Raw genomic sequence first — 15292 nt, forward strand, 5'->3', positions numbered from 1 at the left:
TATGTCATCGCGTACTTTTATTTTATATAAAAAGAGGTGTTTAGATATGACAAAAGAAGAAATGTGGAGCGCTAGAGACGTCTTGGAAATCGTTGAAAGCTACATGAATGAAGAACACGTTAAGTTTGTACAAAAAGCGTGTGATTTTGCTACGTATGTTCATAAAGACCAATATCGCAAGTCGGGTGAACCCTATATTATGCATCCGATACAAGTTGCTGGTATCCTAGCTGAATTAAAAATGGACCCTGAAACAGTTAGTGCCGGATTTTTACACGATGTTGTTGAAGACACACAGGTTACTTTAGGTGATTTAGGTGAACTTTTTGGAAAAGACGTAGAAGTAATCGTTGATGGTGTTACTAAACTTGGGCAGATTCAATATAAATCCCACCAAGAACAGTTGGCTGAAAATCATCGTAAGTTACTTTTAGCCATGTCTAAAGATTTACGAGTAATTATTGTTAAATTGGCGGATCGATTGCATAATATGCGAACGTTGAAACATTTACGTCCGGATAAACAACGTCGAATTGCGAATGAAACATTAGAGATTTATGCACCTTTGGCAGATCGTTTGGGTATCAGCACGATTAAATGGGAGCTAGAAGATAGTTCGCTGCGTTATTTAAATCCACAACAGTATTATCGAATTGTCCATTTGATGAATTCAAAACGTGAGGAACGTGAAGAATATATTTCCGGTGCGATTGAGGAAATTAAGATATCCATTAGTGATTTGAAAGTTTCGAGTGAAATTTATGGCCGTCCCAAACATTTATATTCCGTTTATAAAAAAATGAAAGATCAACATAAACAATTTTCTCAAATTTATGATCTTTTAGCGGTCAGGGTGATTGTTGGATCAATTAAAGATTGTTATGCAGTACTTGGGGCCATTCATTCAAGATGGAAACCAATGCCTGGGCGATTTAAAGATTATATTGCAATACCCAAGGCTAACTTGTATCAGTCACTTCATACGACGGTTGTTGGTCCGGAAGGTCGTCCTTTTGAAGTTCAGATCAGAACTAAAGAGATGCATGAAATTGCTGAATTTGGAGTCGCTGCACATTGGGCCTATAAAGAAGGCGTAAAAGAAAAAGTTCAACAAGATGATGCTGGAACAAAATTAAACTGGTTTAAAGAAATTATTGAATTGCAAGATGAAACCGATGACGCTTCTGATTTTATGGAAAGTGTTAAAGGCGATATCTTCGGCGATCGGGTCTATGTTTTCACGCCAAAAGGTGATGTTTTTGAACTACCTAAAGGTGCAGGACCGCTTGATATGGCTTACAGTATTCATACTGAAATCGGACACCATACGACAGGGGCAAAAGTAAATGGTAAGATTGTCCCATTAGATTACCAAGTCAAGAATGGTGACATTGTTGATATTCTAACGAGTAAGAGTTCAATGGGGCCTAGTCGTGATTGGGTAAACTTGGTACACACAAATAAAGCGCGTAATAAAATTAAGCGTTTCTTTAAATTACAAGACCGTGTTGCTAACATCACAAAGGGTGAGGAGTTACTAACCATTCAACTTATTGATTTAGGTTTTGATCCAAAAGAAGTTATCACTAAAGAAAATATGAAACGACTTTTAGATAAGAAACAATTAGCAGAAGCAGATGATTTGTATGCTGCAATTGGTTTTGGTGAAATTGCAACGTTGGGGACAGCTAATACGCTAACTGAAGACATTCGTTCTAAAGAGGAAGAAGTCCGACAAGTAAATGAACAAAAAGCGATTTTGGAAGATCATAAACCACTTAAAAAAGCTGAAACACCTGATAAGAATCGTAAGAGTAGCCATGATGGTGGCATTGTAATCGATGGCGTTGACAATTTACTTGTTCGACTCAGCCATTGTTGTAATCCAATTCCGGGAGACAATATTATTGGGTACATTACTAAAGGACGTGGTGTTTCAATTCATCGCGTTGAATGTCCCAATGTGATTAAAGCTGAAGAATCTGGTGAACGGATTATTAGTGTGAAATGGGAAAAAGTTACAGATAATAAGGCTAACTATCAATCTGATTTAGAAATTCAAGGCTACAATCGTTCAGGACTTTTAAATGATATTTTACAATCATTGAATAATACAACTAAGCAATTAAGCTCAGTAAATGGTCGCGTTGACAATAACAAAATTGCAACAATGGATGTTTCAGTCGGTGTGAAAGATATCATTCAATTAGAAAGAACGATGGAGACACTAAAGAGTGTTGAAGACGTGTACGCAGTCAAAAGAAAGATTCATTAATTTTTTTAATGGAGGGTTTAAAAATGAAAGTTGTTGTTCAGCGCGTGAAACATGCTAACGTCACAATAGATGGTCAAGTATTTAATCGTGTTAATGCGGGTTATCTGTTATTAGTGGGGTTTAAATCCGGCGATACATCTAACGAAATAGATTATATGGTTAAAAAAATTTCAAACTCTCGATTATTTGAAGATAACGACGGTAAAATGAATTTAAGTATTCAAGAAATTGCGGGAGAGATTCTGTCCATTTCGCAATTTACGTTGTATGCATCAACAAAAAAAGGAAATAGACCTGGTTTTTCGCTGGCAGAAGATCCTGAATTAGCTGAAAAACATTATGAGGAATTCAATCAAAAGTTAGCTAATGTTGTATCCGTTGTAAAAACTGGACAATTTGGAGCAGATATGGCGGTTGAGCTTTTAAATGATGGTCCTGTAACAATCATTTTTGATTCTGAACAAAAATAAAAGGTGTATTAGAGTTAGGTCTCTAGTACGCCTTTTTAAGGTTTATTATTATAGTAGGAAGAGGTCAGAATAATGGTAAATAATTATTTTTGGGATTTTGATGGGACGCTTTTTGATACTTACCCAGGGATGGTTAACGCATTTCAAAAAGCGCTTCAATTACAAAATATTAGTGTTGCCGGTGAGGATATTTATCAGATTATGCGAGAAAAATCTGTTAGACAGGCAATTCAACTATATTCTAATATGAACCCAAGTTTAAATGTAGATAAATTAAAAGAAAATTATACTAACTTAGAGATAAAAGAACAGGTTAATGTAAAATTATTTCCGGGTGCCGAGGAAGTTTGCGAATGGGTAACTAACAACGGCGGACATAACTTCCTATTAACACATAGAGATCAAAGCGCGATTAACATGATGAAAGAAAATCATGTCTTAAATTTATTTTCAGATTTTGTAACTTCGAATCAAAAATTCCCAAGAAAACCAAATCCAGCGTCGCTTAATTATCTTGTAGAAAAAAATGGGGTTGATTTACAAACGGCCGCAATGATAGGTGATCGTGAGCTAGACATTGCGGCAGGACACAATGCGGGAATGAAAGGCTATCTGTTTGATTTTGACCAAATGATTACAACTGTTGAAGTTCCAGAAAAACGTGTTTTGAAATTAATCGATTTAATCGAAAAATAAGACGATGACTAAAATGTCATCGTCTTATTTATTTTTGAAATAGTTATCTAAGCCCTTAACAATTGATTCAGCCGTTTTTTCTTGGAAATTATCATTTTGAATTAACTTGAAGTCATATTTAGTATTAATGTAGCCAAGTTCTAGTAAAACCGATGGTTGCGTATTTTCTCTCAAAACGAGGAAATCTCCAAATTCGGTTCCACGATTATTGAGACCGGTATTGTTCAGTTCAACGTTTAATGCTGAAGCGAGCGCTAAATCTGTCGATTTCTTATAATAGTAACTGGTTAATCCTGTTGCTTCATTGTCATTAGGTGATGAATCAAAATGAAAACTAATAAATGCGTCTGCATTATTCGATTCAGCAAGTTTTGCGCGTGGTGTTAAACCAACATACGAATCGGAGTCTCGCGTTAAAAGAACGTTAGCACCACGTGCTTTGAGGAGATTAGCTACTCTTATTGCCATTTGAAGTGTATAAATTTTTTCTTGTTTCTTTTTAATTGAGAGGGCTCCTGAATCATTACCACCGTGTCCGGGATCTAAAACAATTGTTGCCTCAGACAGTTTTGTGACTGTGGCATTTTTTTTAGCAAGAAGCCAATTTGCAACCCAGCCTTTTTTGTCATCAGGAAGTAAAACATATGACCAATTATTTTTTTCTCGAATAATGGAGATGCGTTCTCCTTTTTTTAAAGTATTGGTTACTTTAAATGACGTGCTAGGTCCCGTACGTACGTTGATATTGTCTGATTCAACAACAGTTTCCCCTAAGTAACTCATCGTTTTCGCTACACCTAGGCACAAGGTGAAAAAGATGATAATCAATAAAATGACTCTCGGCCAGTTTATGTTGCTGCCTTGTTTTCTCCCTGTTGCCATTGACGTGCTCCTTTAACTATAAGAAATTGAATCTAAGTTGTATTATACCAAAAATTTGACTAATAGTAAGAATCAATTTTGAGTAATATTGAAAGTTAAGCCACACTTGACTTTAAGGGCGTATTCGGGTAAATTTAAAGGTAATAAAATATTAAAACCGATGAAAAAAGAAATTAAGTTTAATAAAATGAACAGAGAGTGAATAATTTGCTGAAATATTCACCATTTTGATAAACTGAAAGACACTTTTGAGGTGCGTGTGTTTAAACCACATGTCGTTTAAGTTGCGTTAAGCTATTAGTAAAAATTAAGGTGGTACCGTGCAAAAGCACCCTTGTCGTATTTAGATGAGGGTGCTTTTTTGTCTATATGATGCCCCAAAACAGGAGGATTTATAATGAAATTTCAACGTCCAAAAGGCACTGCTGATATTATTCCAACTGATTCAAAAAAATGGCAATATGTTGAAGAAACGGCAAGAAAAATATTTTCTAGTTATCAGTACGAGGAAATTAGAACGCCACTTTTTGAACATTTTGAGGTTTTCTCAAGAACTTCGGGGGATACTTCGGATATTGTAACGAAGGAAATGTACGATTTTAAAGACAAAGGTGATCGTCATATAACGTTGCGTCCGGAAGGAACAGCCGGAGTTGTCAGGGCATATGTTGAAAATAAACTTTATGGACCAGAAATTCAAAAGCCATTTAAAACGTATTATATTGGACCAATGTTCCGATATGAAAGACCTCAATCTGGACGATTACGTCAATTCCATCAAATTGGTGTCGAAGCATTTGGTGTTGATAACCCAACCCTTGATGTTGAAGTCATGGCGATGGCAATTGATTTCTTATCAAAATTTGGATTGACTAATCTAAAATTGGCGATTAATACTTTGGGTGATAACAATAGTCGCGATAACTATCGCGATGCGCTAGTTGACTATTTAAGACCTTTTAAGGACCAATTAAGCGATGATTCTAAGGCACGTTTGGAAAAAAATCCGTTACGTGTATTAGATAGCAAAGATAAAGGCGATCAAGAAATCGTAAAAAATGCACCATCAATTCTTGATTATCTGAGCGAGGATTCTCAAAAACATTTTGATCAAGTCAAAGAGTTGCTTGATGCATTGGAAATCTCGTATGAAGTTGATTCAACAATGGTTCGTGGACTTGATTATTATAACCATACTATTTTTGAAATAATGTCTGACTCGAAAGCATTTGGTGGTAAATTTACGACTATCTGCGCCGGTGGACGTTACAACGGGCTTGTCGAACAATTGGGCGGACCCGAAACACCTGGGATTGGGTTTGGCTTGGGTATTGAGAGATTATTACTAGTGCTTGAAGCTGAAGATGCTAAATTGCCCGTTGAACAAGACTTAGACGTTTATGTTGTGGGTATTGGTGAAGAAACAAATATTGAATCATTAAAACTTGTACAGTCAATGCGTAAAGCTGGATTTTCAGTTGAGAGGGATTACTTGAATCGTAAGCCCAAAGGTCAATTTAAATCGGCTAACCGTATGAACGCTCATTTTGTAATGACATTGGGCGAGAGTGAATTAGAAACGCAAACTTTAAACTTTAAAAATATGAAAACAAGTCAAGAAGTTACAGTGAAATTAAGCGATGTTTATACAGATTTTTCAAAAGTATATCAAAACGCATTAAAATTGGAAGTAGAGGCTGATGGAGAATGAAAAGAACAACATATAGTGGTTTAGTTGATGAAACTTTTATTGGTCAAACGGTGACCTTAAAAGGATGGGTTCAAAAACGACGTGATTTAGGAAATTTAATTTTTATTGACCTACGTGATCGTGAAGGTATCGTCCAATTAGTATTTAGCCAAGAATTTGATTCCGGGGCTTTGAAAGTTGCTGAAGAATTACGTAACGAATTTGTCATTGAAATCGAAGGGCAAGTTACTGCACGTGATGCTAAAGCAATTAACCCAAGAATGAAAACGGGTAAAGTTGAAGTTGAAGTTCATAATACAATTATTTTAAACAAGGCTAAAACACCACCATTTGAAATACAAGATGATATTAACGTTGCAGATGATACGCGATTAAAATATCGTTATTTAGATTTACGTCGTCCTGAGATGCAAAAATCATTGATGATTCGTAGCCGCATTACACAATCAGTTCATAGCTATTTGGATGATCAAAAGTTTGTTGATATCGAAACACCATACCTAACTAAATCAACGCCTGAAGGGGCACGTGATTATTTAGTACCTTCACGTGTTTATCCTGGTCACTTCTATGCGTTACCACAATCACCTCAATTGTTCAAACAATTGTTAATGAATGCCGGTTTTGATCGTTACTATCAAATTGCTCGTTGTTTTAGGGATGAAGATTTGCGTGGTGATCGTCAACCAGAATTTACTCAAATAGATTTAGAGACTTCATTTATGTCTGCTGAAGAAATTCAAGATTTAACTGAAGGTTTATTAAAACGTGTCATGAAAGATACCTTGGATATTGATCTTGAATTACCTTTACAACGTATGACATGGAATGAATCAATGGCAAGATATGGTTCTGAAAAACCAGATATCAGATTTGACATGGAATTAAAAGATATGGCGGAAGCAGTTAAGGATATTGATTTCAAAGTATTTACTAATACGTTGGAAAATGGCGGACTTGTTAATGCAATTGCCATTCCTGGTGGTGCCGATAAGTATTCACGTAAAGCAATTGATGCTAAGACAGCTTATATTGAACGGTTTGGCGCTAAAGGATTAGCTTGGGTCAAAGTGACTGAGGAAGGTTTCAGCGGTCCAATTGCTAAATTCTTGAATGATCACGTTGATGTGATTAAAGAAGCAGCTGGCGCAAATGTTGGCGATTTAATTTTATTTGTTGCTGATAAGGCCAGCGTCGTCCGTGCCTCATTAGGCTACTTACGTAACGATATTGCTAAAGAAATGGATATGATTGATGAAAGTCGATTTGCATTTCTTTGGGTTGTTGATTGGCCATTATTTGAATACAGTGAAGACTTCGATAAGTTCATTACCGCACATCATCCGTTCACCATGCCAAATGAAGAAGATGTTCATTTGCTTGATGAAAATCCGCATGAAGCACATGCGCAAAGTTATGATATCATTTTAAATGGTTATGAATTGGGTGGCGGCTCGATCCGTATTCATAAACGCGATATTCAAGAAAAAATGTTTAAAGCATTAGGATTTACTAAAGAAAGTGCAGAAGAACAATTTGGATTTTTCTTAGATGCACTTGATTACGGATTCCCACCTCATGGTGGTTTAGCTATTGGGTTAGATAGATTTGCAATGTTGTTGGCTAAAAAGGATAACATTCGTGAAGTTATTGCATTCCCTAAAAACTCAAAAGCATCAGAACCATTAACCAATGCGCCTAGTTCAGTTGCAACTAAACAATTGGATGAATTATCGTTAAAAATTAATGAACAAGATATGAAATAAGAATGCAAAGACTAATGATTAAGTTCATTAGTCTTTTTTTTAAGCAAAAAAATATCAATTTTTGGTGGGTTAAGCTATGCTTAGCACAATAAAAAAGGAGACGATAACTATGAGTGAAAAAGCAATATTTTCTGGTGGCTGTTTCTGGTGCATGGTGGAACCATTCGAAGAACAACCTGGAATTTTAAACGTTGTGTCTGGATATACTGGTGGACATACAAAAAATCCGACCTACGAAGATGTCGTTTCTGAAACGACAGGACACACAGAAGCCGTAGAGATTACGTTTGACCCTAATCAAATTAATTATTCTCAGTTGGTAGATATTTATTGGCGTCAGACTGATCCAACTGATGCAATGGGACAGTTTCAAGACAGGGGTGAATCTTACCGACCGGTGATTTATACTTTGAGTGATGATCAAAGGAAAGTTGCGGAAGTATCAAAACAAGCATTAATTGATAGTCATCGTTTTAAAGAACCAATTGTGACAAGTATTGAAGATGCTAGTCCGTTTTATGCGGCGGAAGACTATCATCAGGAATTTTATAAAAAGAACCCAAGACGATTTGCCATAGAAGAAAATGGTGGGCGTCAACAATTTAAAGAATCTGTGTGGAAATCTGAATAGCGTAAAAAAGAAACTTTTCGAATGGTAATTTCGGAGAGTTTTTTTGTATATATTAAGTTTTAATTGATAAATTAATGTCTAACGGCATACAAATGCAATGAATGGTATAATATTCATAAATTGTCAAAATGAAATGTGAGGTTTTTTGATCATGGACGATCTGCAACAAATTTTTAAAAAGCATTCATATGCGGCCAAAGCTTCAACGGCATTTATTTATGCGATACTAGTTTCCGTTGCGATGAACTTTTTTTGGACGCCGGGTAAAATATATGCATCTGGTATTACCGGACTAGCACAATTGGTATCAACTTTACTTAGTCGGTATGCGCCTTTTCAAATATCGACAGCCCTATTATTATTTCTGTTAAATACGCCAATGTTTGTTTTAGCTTGGAATAAAATTGGTCATCGTTTTACTGTTTTTACTTTCTTAGCAGTTGTTTTCTCAAGTATCATGATTAAAGCAATTACACCAGTAACCTTGACAACTGATCCTATTATTTGTGCAATTTTTGGGGGAGCAGTTAATGGGTTTGGAACGGGTTTAGCACTTAGAAATGGTATTTCAACTGGTGGATTAGATATCATTGGGTTAACGATTAAAAAGAAAACGGGTAAAAGCATTGGAACGATTAATATTATTTTCAATGCCTTCATTGTTTTGGCTGCCGGTTTTATTTATGGATGGCCATATGCCTTTTATTCTGCACTAGGATTATTCGTAAATGCTAGAGTTATGGATATGGTTTATACGAGACAACAAAAAATGCAAGTTATGATTGTAACGAGCCGTCCAAAAAGTGTTATTGATTCGATTCAAAATCATATGCGCCGTGGTATCACAATCGTGAACGACGTTGAAGGGGCATATCATCACGATGATAAAACACTTTTAATTACTGTAATATCAAGATATGAGCAAAACGAATTGCATGATGCAATGGAAGAGTCAGATCCAGTCGCATTCGTTAGTATCTCAGAAAACGTCCAAATTTGGGGACGTTTTTATGAGCAGGCATTATAAATTATAAATTAAAGGATTATTGAGTTATGCAAATTAAAAAAAATCTCTACTTATTTCTTATCAAAATAATGTCGTTCATAAGCTTCTCTAAAAAGAGTGATAACGTTTCTTATTTAATGAGTTTTGGAGGTAACATTGATTTTATTCAACGGTTAAATGAAAGATGTTTAGCGCGTAAGCAACACTTAATTGTTTTTTATCGTCCTTCGATGGAATTAGAAGCCATAGAAATTCAAAAGTCAGGTATCGAAATAAAAATGTTTGTTGAAAACATCTCTTTTGTGTTGATGCTAATTCCTTTAATTTCTAAAAGCAGCTTACTTTTTGTTGATAATTATTTTGCTTTCTTAGCAACCATGCATACAAAAAAATCGACAAGAATAGTTCAATTGTGGCATGCAAATGGGGCGATTAAATCATTTGGTTGGGATGAACCTAAAACTAATAGTCGATCGACTTCAGATAAAAAAAGATTTCAAACAGTTTATGATCAGTTTGATAATTTTATTGTGGGGTCAACTAAAATGGGTACTGTCTTTGAAAAAAGTTATCATGTCACTACTGATAAGATTTTAGAAATCGGCTACCCTGCCTCAGATAAATTTCAAAATAGTGACTGGCAAAATAAAATGAAAAACAGTATTTTTGCCAGTCATCCCGATTTAAAGAATAAAAAAATCATCTTGTATGCACCTACGTATCGGGAAAATATAAGCGGGGATGTCACATTAGAAATACCCGGGGATTTTTCTGGTATTCAAAAACTTTTAGATGATGAAACAAAGTTAATTATTAAATTACATCCACATTTGCGGGATAAGGAAATTGAACTAAAATCAATTTTGTCCAAAGATATCGTTTGGATAGATGATTACTCTACCGGTGAATTATTGACTATTACGAATTGCTTGATCACTGATTACTCGTCTGTTATTTTTGATTTTAGTCTGCTGCCCAACGCGGAACAAATATTATTTTATTGTTTCGATTATCAATCCTATAAAGATAGTATTGGTATTCAATCTGACTTTCATGAGTGGGCACCAGGACCAATTGTGCAAACTATGAACGAACTGGTTAATGCCTATCAAAAAGTTCAAAATAGTGATAGACAATTAGACACATTTAATTTATTATGGAATACAGCTAATGATGGATACGCAACGAAGCGTGTTCTAGATTATTATTTTAAGTAAATAAGGAGCGTCAACGTATTGAAAAAAGTTATTTCAATTATAAGAGAGCAATTTGAAAATTTACCAATCATATTTCGAGTTTCAAAATATGAAGATAGAGCAACTTACCAGAGCCATTATCTAGGAATTGCTTGGGAGTTCTTGAACCCAATGATTCAAATCGGGATTTACTATCTTGTTTTCGGAGTAGCACTGCATGCAGGTCAACAAATCGATGGTGTTAATTACTTTGCCTGGATGATGGTCGGAATAGCACCATGGCTATTCATAAATGCAAGCGTACTTGGCATGTCTCGTAGTGTTTATGAGAAGGTTGGATTGGTTGCTAAAATGAAGTTTCCGGTTAGTGTTTTACCGACTATCCGAATGATTAGCCAGATGACTGCATACTGGGTCATGTTTGGTTTTAGTATTATCGTTTTGTTATTGTCCGGTGTGACACCAACAATATATTGGTTGCAGTATATTTATTACTTCTTTTGTATGATTGTATTTTTATTCGCTTTCGGTATTTTTAATTCGACAATTTCAATTTTGGCTCGTGATTACTATATTGCGCTTCAATCAATTATGAGAGTATTATTCTATATGTCTGGAATTTTATTCAATTTGAACTCTGGTAGTTTTCCAAAAGTTTTTGTAAGGATTTTACAAATAAATCCGTTTAACTATTTAGTTGCAGGATTTAGAGAGAGCTTTTTGAGTGAAGGTTGGTTCTTTGACCATCCAACTCAACTGTTGTTGTTTTGGTCAATTACATTGATGTTCCTCTTGGTAGGATCACATCTACATTATAAATTTAGAGCTCATTTCGTTGATTTAATTTAATGAGTAAAAAAGATTTAGAAAACTTGCCGTAAAACGGGTTTTCTAAATCTTTTTTTATAATAAATGGTATAATATTAATAATTTAAAAAACGGAAAAGGGGTAATGAATCATGTTGATAGGATCGCATGTTGGTATGAAGGGGAAAGAAATGCTACTTGGCTCTGCTGAAGAAGCTGCAAGTAACGGCGCCAGTACGTTTATGATCTATACAGGGGCTCCTCAAAATACAAGACGTAAAGATGTTTCTGAGATGAACATTCCAAAGGGACAGGCATTTATGGCAGAACACGGATTAAGTGATATCGTGGTCCACGCACCATATATAATTAATTTAGGTAATACTGTTAAGCCAGAAAATTTTTCTTTTGCAATCGATTTTTTGAAAGCCGAAATAGATCGTGCCGAAGCATTAGGGGCTACTCAGATGACACTTCATCCAGGGGCACATGTTGGTGCAGGTGCAGATGCCGCAATTAATCATATTATTGAGGGATTAAACGAAGTGTTGACGCCCGACCAAACGATTCAAATTGCCATTGAAACGATGGCGGGTAAAGGGACTGAAGTCGGGAGATCATTTGAAGAAATTGCACAAATGATTAATGGCGTGAAGTTAAATGATAAATTATCCGTTACTTTTGATACTTGTCATACGAGCGATGCGGGCTATGATATTAAAACCGATTTTGAATCCGTTATTAAACATTTTGATGATGTTATCGGAATTGATCGATTAAAAGTTTTTCATATTAATGATTCAAAAAATATTCAGGGTAGTCATAAGGATCGGCACGCTAATATCGGTTTCGGTGAAATTGGATTTGAGGCATTGAATACCATCGTGCATGATGAAAGATTTGCCACCGTTCCTAAAATATTAGAAACACCTTACGTAGGTTTAGACAAAAAAACGCAACAATCACCATATAAAAAGGAAATAACAATGTTTAAAGAGAACGTATTTAACCCTAATTTATTAGCTGAACTTGGTATGAATTAATTAAATAAATATCAAAAAAGAAGACAAAACGTGAATTATGAGGTTATCTTAAATATTTTATAAAAGATTTATTGACGTCGATTGAGACTTTGGTTATAATGAACAAGGACAGTTTGACGATGCAACTTAATGCATAAAAAGACGGTTACATTCAAGCTCGGAGGGAGGGATATCTATGTCAAAGACAGTCGTACGTAAAAACGAATCTCTCGATGATGCTCTTCGTCGCTTTAAACGTTCCGTTTCTAAAACAGGTACATTACAAGAATACCGTAAACGCGAATTCTATGAAAAGCCAAGTGTGAAACGTAAGAAGAAATCCGAAGCAGCAAGAAAGCGTAAAACAACTAAGAAACGCTTCTAGTCTAGGGAGGAATCAACGTTGAGTCTATTAGAAACACTTAATAACGATTTAAAACAAGCGATGAAAGCAAAAGACAAACAAACTTTAAGTACCGTAAGAATGCTTAAAGCAGCTGTTACGAACGAAGAAATTAAGGCAGGTCATGAATTATCAACTGATGATGAAACTGTTTTATTGGCTCGCGAGTTAAAACAACGTAAAGAATCTTATGCAGAATTCAAAAGTGCTGGTCGAGACGATCTTCTAGAAAGTCTTGATATGGAAATTAAAATTGTCGAAAATTATTTACCTGAACAATTATCGGCCGAAGAAGTTACTGATATTGTGAAAGAAGTTATTTCACAAGTTGGGGCAACTTCAAAAGCAGATTTTGGAAAAGTCATGGGTGCGGTTATTCCTAAACTTAAGGGACGAGCTGATGGTAAGGTTATTAGTGAGACAGTTAAATCATTATTAAATTAGCAAAAAGGAATCACAATTCAAATTGAATTGTGATTCCTTTTTTTGTTAATTAAACAAAAGGGATAAAGAAACGCCTAATTGACTTTAGTTAGTCTCAGAAATATGCTATTATTTGAGTTAAGTAACTTTAGGACATATAAAACGAATTTAAAGAGGGCTATTATGGATTTAGAAATTTTTGACCATACTGAAGCAGAACCAGAAAAAAATATTAAATTAATTAAAGAAATTCTTGATTTCGCGGGTAAAAAAATTGAGTTACCAGATGATACAGAAATGTCAGTGACTTTAATGAATAACGAAGAAATTCATAAAATTAATCGGGAATATCGTAATGTTGATCGACCAACAGATGTTATCAGTTTTGCAATTGAAGAGGACGGTGACGATATGCCAATCATTTTCCCTACCGATGAGGATATGGAAATGCCAGAAATTGCTAAAAATATTGGGGATATCATGATTTCAACGGAAAAAGTTGTTGAACAAGCAATTGATTATGGTCATTCTTACGAACGGGAACTTGGTTTTTTAACTGTACATGGCTTTTTACATCTAAACGGTTATGATCATATGGAACCTGAAGATGAAAAAGAAATGTTTGGCTTACAAACTGAGATACTTGATGCTTATGGCCTTAAACGATAAGCGCCAAATTAAAAAAAATCGAACATTTTTATCGTCATTAGGTCATTCACTGGATGGACTTGTTACGGTTTTTAAAGAAGAAAGAAATATGAAAAAACATGTGGCAATGATGGTATTTGTATCCATTTGCGCGGCTATCTTTCAAATTTCTGAAACGGAATGGTTATGGCTCGCTTTAAGTATTAGTATGGTTATTATCAATGAGGTTTGGAACACGGTTATTGAAAACCTAGTGGATTTAACGACCGGTAATAAATACAATGAGATTGCGAAAAAGGTTAAAGATATGTCTGCCGCGGCCGTTTTATTATCAGCGCTTTTCGCCATGATTGTGGGATGTTTAATTTTTATTCCACAATTGTTAGAGTTACTTTTTGAGTAATCAATTGAAACAGAAGATACACAATAAGAGGAGAATTAATTAATGCAAAATAAAAAATTTCATTCAGGATTTGTGGCTATTTTAGGACGTCCTAATGTTGGTAAATCAACATTTTTAAATAATGTTATGGGCCAAAAAATTGCTATTATGAGTGATAAAGCACAGACTACTAGAAATAAAATTCAAGGTATTTATACGACTGATGATGCACAAATTGTCTTTATTGACACGCCCGGTGTCCATAAGCCTAAGAGTCGTTTAGGCGATTTCATGGTTAAATCTGCGCTTTCAACGCTTGGAGAAGTGGATGCTATTTTATTCATGGTCAACGCCATGGAGAAACGAGGACCTGGAGATAACTTTATTATTGATCGTTTAAAAGATACTAAGAAACCAATTTACTTAGTTATCAATAAAATAGACCAAATCCATCCTGATGAGATATTGGCTATTGTGGAATCATACCGCGAATCTTTAGATTATAAAGAAGTCTTTCCAATTTCTGCGCTTAAAGGAAATAATGTTGACGAACTTGTAGATTCATTGGTTGGTGAATTACCTGAAGGACCACAATTCTACCCTGAAGATCAAATTACAGATCATCCGGAACGATTTGTTATGGGCGAATTAATTCGTGAAAAAGTTTTACAGTTAACACGCGAAGAAGTTCCTCATTCAGTTGCGGTTTTAGTCGAGGATATCAAAAAGGAAGACGAAGAAAAATTGCATATTTCTGCAACAATTATCGTTGAACGCCCAACTCAAAAAGGAATTATCATTGGTAAAGGCGGTAAGATGTTAAAAGATATCGGTGTGAAGGCTAGAAAAGATATTGAAACAATGATGGGAGATCGCGTTTACTTAGAACTTTGGGTTAAAGTTCAAAAAAATTGGCGTGATAAACAAACTGATTTAAAAGCATTTGGTTACCGTGAAGATGATTATTAAAAAAT

General features: G+C 35.0%; 16 protein-coding genes and 1 other annotated feature. Of the genes, 15 read left to right on the plus strand and 1 reads right to left on the minus strand.

Annotated features, from left to right (window positions below):
- Nucleotides 1-46: 46 nt before the first annotated feature.
- From N0K80_RS01795 to N0K80_RS01805, 3 genes are all read left to right on the plus strand, one after another.
- Entirely contained in the window at nucleotides 47-2275 is a 2229-nt protein-coding gene (locus tag N0K80_RS01795) for a RelA/SpoT family protein (protein WP_057973599.1), read from the plus strand.
- A gap of 23 nt (nucleotides 2276-2298) precedes the next feature.
- Nucleotides 2299-2745: a D-aminoacyl-tRNA deacylase gene (dtd, locus tag N0K80_RS01800; protein ID WP_269023590.1), complete on the plus strand. Its 447-nt coding sequence runs from the start codon at nucleotides 2299-2301 to the stop codon at nucleotides 2743-2745.
- Between the two features lie 72 nt (nucleotides 2746-2817).
- Nucleotides 2818-3441, plus strand: coding sequence for an HAD-IA family hydrolase (locus N0K80_RS01805; RefSeq protein WP_269023591.1), 624 nt, complete (start codon nucleotides 2818-2820; stop codon nucleotides 3439-3441).
- A 24-nt stretch (nucleotides 3442-3465) separates the two neighbouring features.
- Here the strand turns inward: N0K80_RS01805 and N0K80_RS01810 are convergent, their stop codons facing one another.
- A complete protein-coding gene (locus N0K80_RS01810; protein WP_269026178.1) occupies nucleotides 3466-4224 on the minus strand; it encodes an N-acetylmuramoyl-L-alanine amidase in 759 nt (252 codons plus the stop codon).
- Nucleotides 4225-4474: 250 nt separating this feature from the next.
- Nucleotides 4475-4662 (plus strand) — a binding site (T-box leader).
- A gap of 58 nt (nucleotides 4663-4720) precedes the next feature.
- Here N0K80_RS01810 and hisS point away from each other — a divergent pair.
- From hisS to era, 12 genes are all read left to right on the plus strand, one after another.
- Nucleotides 4721-6034, plus strand: coding sequence for a histidine--tRNA ligase (hisS, locus tag N0K80_RS01815; RefSeq protein WP_146342138.1), 1314 nt, complete (start codon nucleotides 4721-4723; stop codon nucleotides 6032-6034).
- Nucleotides 6031-7800, plus strand: a complete 1770-nt coding sequence (aspS, locus tag N0K80_RS01820) for an aspartate--tRNA ligase (RefSeq protein ID WP_269023593.1) — start codon at nucleotides 6031-6033, stop codon at nucleotides 7798-7800. The genes hisS and aspS overlap by 4 nt, the downstream gene beginning before the upstream one ends.
- Nucleotides 7801-7909: 109 nt before the next feature.
- The gene (msrA, locus tag N0K80_RS01825) at nucleotides 7910-8431 is read left to right on the plus strand and encodes a peptide-methionine (S)-S-oxide reductase MsrA (protein WP_269023594.1); all 522 of its coding nucleotides are present in this window, start codon (nucleotides 7910-7912) and stop codon (nucleotides 8429-8431) included.
- A gap of 151 nt (nucleotides 8432-8582) precedes the next feature.
- The gene (locus N0K80_RS01830) at nucleotides 8583-9458 is read left to right on the plus strand and encodes a YitT family protein (protein WP_057973592.1); all 876 of its coding nucleotides are present in this window, start codon (nucleotides 8583-8585) and stop codon (nucleotides 9456-9458) included.
- A gap of 116 nt (nucleotides 9459-9574) precedes the next feature.
- Complete coding sequence (locus N0K80_RS01835) at nucleotides 9575-10654, plus strand: CDP-glycerol glycerophosphotransferase family protein (protein WP_269023595.1); 1080 nt, start codon at nucleotides 9575-9577, stop codon at nucleotides 10652-10654.
- Between the two features lie 18 nt (nucleotides 10655-10672).
- Nucleotides 10673-11482 carry an ABC transporter permease gene (locus N0K80_RS01840; RefSeq protein WP_146342134.1) on the plus strand — a complete coding sequence of 270 codons (810 nt, stop codon included), beginning with the start codon at nucleotides 10673-10675 and terminating at the stop codon, nucleotides 11480-11482.
- Between the two features lie 110 nt (nucleotides 11483-11592).
- Complete coding sequence (locus N0K80_RS01845; protein WP_269023596.1) at nucleotides 11593-12483, plus strand: deoxyribonuclease IV; 891 nt, start codon at nucleotides 11593-11595, stop codon at nucleotides 12481-12483.
- Between the two features lie 175 nt (nucleotides 12484-12658).
- Nucleotides 12659-12847 carry a 30S ribosomal protein S21 gene (rpsU, locus tag N0K80_RS01850; protein WP_057973588.1) on the plus strand — a complete coding sequence of 63 codons (189 nt, stop codon included), beginning with the start codon at nucleotides 12659-12661 and terminating at the stop codon, nucleotides 12845-12847.
- Between the two features lie 18 nt (nucleotides 12848-12865).
- Nucleotides 12866-13309 (plus strand): GatB/YqeY domain-containing protein, encoded by a 444-nt coding sequence (locus N0K80_RS01855; protein ID WP_057973587.1) that lies wholly within the window; start codon nucleotides 12866-12868, stop codon nucleotides 13307-13309.
- A gap of 162 nt (nucleotides 13310-13471) precedes the next feature.
- On the plus strand, nucleotides 13472-13957 hold the full coding sequence (gene ybeY, locus N0K80_RS01860) for an rRNA maturation RNase YbeY (protein WP_269023597.1): 486 nt from the start codon (nucleotides 13472-13474) through the stop codon (nucleotides 13955-13957).
- Nucleotides 13935-14339, plus strand: a complete 405-nt coding sequence (locus N0K80_RS01865; protein WP_146342130.1) for a diacylglycerol kinase family protein — start codon at nucleotides 13935-13937, stop codon at nucleotides 14337-14339. Before ybeY ends, N0K80_RS01865 begins: the two co-directional genes overlap by 23 nt.
- Before the next feature lie 42 nt (nucleotides 14340-14381).
- Nucleotides 14382-15287, plus strand: a complete 906-nt coding sequence (era, locus tag N0K80_RS01870) for a GTPase Era (RefSeq protein WP_146342129.1) — start codon at nucleotides 14382-14384, stop codon at nucleotides 15285-15287.
- Nucleotides 15288-15292: the final 5 nt, after the last annotated feature.

Origin of the sequence: Dellaglioa carnosa, assembly GCF_026948345.1 — a bacterium.
GTDB classification, from domain to species: Bacteria; Bacillota; Bacilli; order Lactobacillales; family Lactobacillaceae; genus Dellaglioa; species Dellaglioa algida.

What these genes read in the sequence shown, in the direction of transcription:
- N0K80_RS01795 (WP_057973599.1), top strand. Translation starts at nt 47, where the DNA reads ATGACAAAAGAAGAAATGTGGAGCGCTAGAGACGTCTTGGAAATCGTT.
- dtd (WP_269023590.1), top strand. Translation starts at nt 2,299, where the DNA reads ATGAAAGTTGTTGTTCAGCGCGTGAAACATGCTAACGTCACAATAGAT.
- N0K80_RS01805 (WP_269023591.1), top strand. Translation starts at nt 2,818, where the DNA reads ATGGTAAATAATTATTTTTGGGATTTTGATGGGACGCTTTTTGATACT.
- N0K80_RS01810 (WP_269026178.1), bottom strand. Translation starts at nt 4,224, where the DNA reads ATGAGTTACTTAGGGGAAACTGTTGTTGAATCAGACAATATCAACGTA.
- hisS (WP_146342138.1), top strand. Translation starts at nt 4,721, where the DNA reads ATGAAATTTCAACGTCCAAAAGGCACTGCTGATATTATTCCAACTGAT.
- aspS (WP_269023593.1), top strand. Translation starts at nt 6,031, where the DNA reads ATGAAAAGAACAACATATAGTGGTTTAGTTGATGAAACTTTTATTGGT.
- msrA (WP_269023594.1), top strand. Translation starts at nt 7,910, where the DNA reads ATGAGTGAAAAAGCAATATTTTCTGGTGGCTGTTTCTGGTGCATGGTG.
- N0K80_RS01830 (WP_057973592.1), top strand. Translation starts at nt 8,583, where the DNA reads ATGGACGATCTGCAACAAATTTTTAAAAAGCATTCATATGCGGCCAAA.
- N0K80_RS01835 (WP_269023595.1), top strand. Translation starts at nt 9,575, where the DNA reads ATGAGTTTTGGAGGTAACATTGATTTTATTCAACGGTTAAATGAAAGA.
- N0K80_RS01845 (WP_269023596.1), top strand. Translation starts at nt 11,593, where the DNA reads ATGTTGATAGGATCGCATGTTGGTATGAAGGGGAAAGAAATGCTACTT.
- rpsU (WP_057973588.1), top strand. Translation starts at nt 12,659, where the DNA reads ATGTCAAAGACAGTCGTACGTAAAAACGAATCTCTCGATGATGCTCTT.
- ybeY (WP_269023597.1), top strand. Translation starts at nt 13,472, where the DNA reads ATGGATTTAGAAATTTTTGACCATACTGAAGCAGAACCAGAAAAAAAT.
- N0K80_RS01865 (WP_146342130.1), top strand. Translation starts at nt 13,935, where the DNA reads ATGCTTATGGCCTTAAACGATAAGCGCCAAATTAAAAAAAATCGAACA.
- era (WP_146342129.1), top strand. Translation starts at nt 14,382, where the DNA reads ATGCAAAATAAAAAATTTCATTCAGGATTTGTGGCTATTTTAGGACGT.